General features: G+C 73.0%; 3 protein-coding genes. All 3 read left to right on the top strand.

Going from position 1 to position 4,153, the window contains the following annotated elements; all coding sequences use genetic code 11:
• Positions 1-434: phosphopantothenoylcysteine decarboxylase domain-containing protein (locus tag ACTWQJ_RS47485; protein WP_443312585.1), on the top strand; the 434-nt coding region annotated here is incomplete at its 5' end.
• Between the two features lie 239 nt (positions 435-673).
• The gene (gene metK / locus ACTWQJ_RS47480; RefSeq protein WP_129796807.1) at positions 674-1,882 is read left to right on the top strand and encodes a methionine adenosyltransferase; all 1,209 of its coding nucleotides are present in this window, start codon (positions 674-676) and stop codon (positions 1,880-1,882) included.
• A 170-nt stretch (positions 1,883-2,052) separates the two neighbouring features.
• Positions 2,053-4,153: primosomal protein N' (locus ACTWQJ_RS47475; RefSeq protein ID WP_443312584.1), on the top strand; the 2,101-nt coding region annotated here is incomplete at its 3' end.

The raw sequence follows: 4,153 nt of genomic DNA, 5'->3' as shown, positions 1-4,153 counted from the left end.
GTGAGGCGGTGCTGAAGACGGCCGCGGACGCCGACGCGGTCGTGATGGCCGCGGCGGTCGCCGACTTCCGCCCGGCGACGTACGCCGCCGGGAAGATCAAGAAGAGGGACGGGCAGGACCCGGACCCCATCGTGCTGGTGCGGAATCCGGACATCCTGGCCGAGATCTCGGCCGACCGCGCCCGACCGGGACAGGTGATCGTCGGCTTCGCCGCCGAGACCGACGACGTCCTCGCCAACGGTCGCAGAAAGCTGGAGCGCAAGGGCTGCGATCTCCTCGTGGTGAACGAGGTGGGGGAGCGCAAGACCTTCGGCTCCGAGGAGAACGAGGCCGTGGTGCTGGGCGCCGACGGCACCGAGATCCCCGTACCGTACGGCCCGAAGGAGGCGCTGGCCGAAACGGTGTGGGACCTGGTGTCCGAACGACTGCGCTGAATGATTCATGCGCCCCACCGCGCTCCGCACGCATGCACATTTGAGGCGTGGCGACCCTGGCCAACGCAGCCGGACTTTGGGCAGAATGCCCGTGCCGCAGGTCACAGCGCTCCCGAGAGGCGAGACGGTGGCCATGCGGCGGAGCGCGACCGATAAACTGTTCTCGGACGACGCCGGGCGCAGCCCCCGTCCCGTCCGCCAATGATCAGCCAGCAGCCGCTGCAACCCCAGGGAGCGTTGTGTCCCGTCGCCTGTTCACCTCGGAGTCCGTGACCGAGGGTCACCCCGACAAGATCGCTGACCAGATCAGCGACACCATTCTCGACGCGCTTCTGCGCGAGGACCCGTCATCCCGGGTCGCGGTCGAGACCCTGATCACGACCGGTCTGGTGCACGTGGCCGGCGAGGTCACCACCAAGGCCTACGCGCCGATCCCGCAGCTGGTCCGGGACAAGATCCTCGAGATCGGCTACGACTCTTCGAAGAAGGGCTTCGACGGCGCCTCCTGTGGTGTCTCGGTGTCGATCGGCGCGCAGTCCCCGGACATCGCGCAGGGTGTGGACACGGCGTACGAGTCCCGAGTCGAGGGCGACGACGACGAGCTCGACAAGCAGGGTGCCGGTGACCAGGGCCTGATGTTCGGTTACGCCTCCGACGAGACGCCGACGCTGATGCCGCTGCCGATCTTCCTGGCGCACCGTCTGTCGAAGCGCCTGTCCGACGTGCGCAAGAACGGCACGATCCCCTACCTGCGCCCGGACGGCAAGACGCAGGTCACCATCGAGTACGACGGCGACAAGGCCGTCCGCCTGGACACGGTGGTCGTCTCCTCGCAGCACGCCAGCGACATCGACCTGGAGTCCCTCCTGGCGCCCGACATCCGCGAGTTCGTCGTCGAGCCGGAGCTGAAGGCGCTCCTGGACGACGGCATCAAGCTCGACACCGAGGGCTACCGCCTGCTGGTGAACCCGACCGGCCGTTTCGAGATCGGCGGCCCGATGGGCGACGCCGGCCTGACCGGCCGCAAGATCATCATCGACACCTACGGCGGCATGGCCCGCCACGGCGGCGGTGCCTTCTCCGGCAAGGACCCGTCCAAGGTGGACCGCTCGGCGGCGTACGCGATGCGCTGGGTCGCCAAGAACGTGGTCGCCGCGGGCCTGGCCTCCCGCTGCGAAGTCCAGGTGGCGTACGCGATCGGCAAGGCCGAGCCGGTCGGTCTGTTCGTCGAGACCTTCGGCACCGCCAAGATCGACCACGAGAAGATCGAGAAGGCGATCGACGAGGTCTTCGACCTCCGCCCGGCCGCGATCATCCGCGATCTCGACCTGCTCCGCCCCATCTACGCCCAGACCGCGGCGTACGGCCACTTCGGCCGTGAGCTCCCCGACTTCACGTGGGAGCGCACGGACCGCGTGGAGGCGCTGCGGGCGGCTGCGGGGCTGTAGGTCCCGCTTCGCTCCACGAGGCCCGGTTCCCCTTGAGGGCCGGGCCTCGGCGTGTGCGGCATGCGCGAAAACGGCTGACAGGAAGGCGGAAGCGCCGCCGGGCGTGAGTCCGTGGCCGAGGTGATCTCGGGCGGGCGCCGGTGTCAGTGGCGTTTGGTAAGAATGCAAGCGTGAGCAGCGAGCACGGGCAGCGGGACGGCGGCGGGGCCGAGGGGGCGCCGCCGGAGCAGCTCGCGTTCATTCGGGAGAGCGTGCGGAAGGCCAAGGCGCCCCGGGCCAAGCCGCGGACGTGGCGGGGGGCCGCGCTGGCCAAGGAGCTGCCCGTCGCACGCGTGCTCGTGGACAAGGGCGTGCTCCACCTCGACCGGTACTTCGACTACGCCGTGCCCGAGGAGCTGGATGCCGAGGCGCAGCCCGGGGTGCGGGTGCGGGTGCGGTTCGGGGCCGGGCGGCATCGGGTGCGGGAAGGGCGTCGTGAGGGTGGCGGGCTCATCGACGGGTTCCTCGTCGAGCGGAGGGCCGAGTCCGACTACGCCGGGCCGCTCGCCGCGCTAGCCCAGGTCGTCTCGCCGGAGCCGGTGCTGAGCGAGGAGCTGTTGGGCCTGGCTCGGGCCGTGGCCGACCGCTATGCGGGGAGCCTCGCCGACGTCCTGCAGCTCGCCGTACCGCCACGCAGCGCGCGGGCCGAGCAGCGACCGTCACCGGAGCCGCTGCCGCCGCCCGAGGTGCCCGAGGCGGGGTCCTGGGCGCGCTATGAGCGCGGTGCGGCCTTCCTGGAGGCGCTGGCTTCCGGGGGCGCGCCGCGCGCCGTGTGGAACGCCCTGCCTGGCCCCGAGTGGAGCGAGGAACTGGCCCGCGCGGTTGCCGCGACGCTGGCCTCGGGGCGCGGTGCGCTGGTCGTCGTACCGGACGGGCGCGCCGCCGCACGGGTCGATGCCGCGCTGACCTCCCTGCTGGGAGAGGGGCGGCATGCGCTGCTGACCGCCGACGCCGGGCCGGAGAAGCGGTACCGGGAGTGGCTCGCCGTGCGGCGGGGATCCGTACGGGCCGTGGTCGGGACGCGGGCCGCGATGTTCGCGCCGGTCCGGGATCTCGGGCTGGTCGCCATCTGGGACGACGGCGACGACAGCCACAGCGAACAGCACGCACCGCAGCCGCACGCCAGGGAAGTGCTGCTGCTCCGCGCTGCACAGGACAAGTGCGCCTTCCTGCTGGGGAGTTGGAGCTGCACGGTGGAGGCCGCACAGCTAGTGGAGAGCGGGTGGGCGCGGCCGCTCGTCGCGCTGCGGGAGCAGGTGCGGGAGGCCGCTCCGCTCGTACGGACCGTGGGGGACCAGGACCTGGCACGGGACGAGGCCGCCCGGGCCGCCCGGTTGCCGACCCTCGCCTGGCAGGTGGTCCGGGACGGGCTGCGGAGCGGGCCGGTGCTCGTGCAGGTGCCCCGGCGGGGATACGTGCCGCGGATGGCGTGCGCGCAGTGCCGGGCGCCCGCGCGGTGCCGGCACTGCGCCGGGCCGTTGGAGGCGCGGGATGCCGGGGCGCTGCGGTGCGGGTGGTGCGGGCGTGCGGAAGGCTCCTGGCACTGCCCGGAATGCGGGTCGTTCCGGTTGCGGGCCCAGGTCGTGGGGGCGCGGCGTACCGCAGAGGAGCTGGGGCGGGCGTTTCCGGCCGTGCCGGTGCGGACCTCCGGGCGCGAGCAGGTGCTGGACACGGTGCCGGGGGCGCCTGCACTGGTGGTGAGTACGCCCGGCGCCGAGCCGGTCGCCGAGGGCGGATACGCCGCCGCGCTGCTGCTCGACGGCTGGGCCATGCTCGGGCGGCCCGATCTGCGCGCCGGTGAGGACGCGTTGCGGCGGTGGATCGCAGCCGCCGCGCTCGTACGGCCGCACGGTGACGGGGGGACCGTGGTCGTCGTGGCCGAGCCGACGCTTCGGCCGGTGCAGGCCCTGGTGCGGTGGGACCCGGTCGGGCATGCGGTGCGGGAGCTCGCCGAGCGGGCCGAGCTGGGGTTTCCGCCGGTGTCGCGGATGGCGGCGGTGTCGGGGACGGCAGAGGCGGTCGCGGAGTTCCTGGGGGCCGTCGAACTGCCGCCGGAGGCAGAGGTGTTGGGGCCAGTACCGCTGCCGGTGACCCCGACCGTGGCGGCGGGGCGGTCGCGGCGGCCGGGGGCGCCGCCTGCCGGAGAACAGTGGGAGCGGGCGTTGATCCGGGTGCCGCCGGGGAAGGGCGCCGCGCTGGCGGCCGCCCTGAAAGCGGCTCAGGCGGCGCGGA

Origin of the sequence: Streptomyces sp. KR55 (assembly GCF_052245645.1) — a bacterium.
GTDB classification, from domain to species: Bacteria; Actinomycetota; Actinomycetes; order Streptomycetales; family Streptomycetaceae; genus Streptomyces; species Streptomyces flavusporus.
The sequence above is the reverse complement of the archived record's forward strand: the minus strand, read 5'-3'. Positions and strand labels throughout refer to the sequence as shown.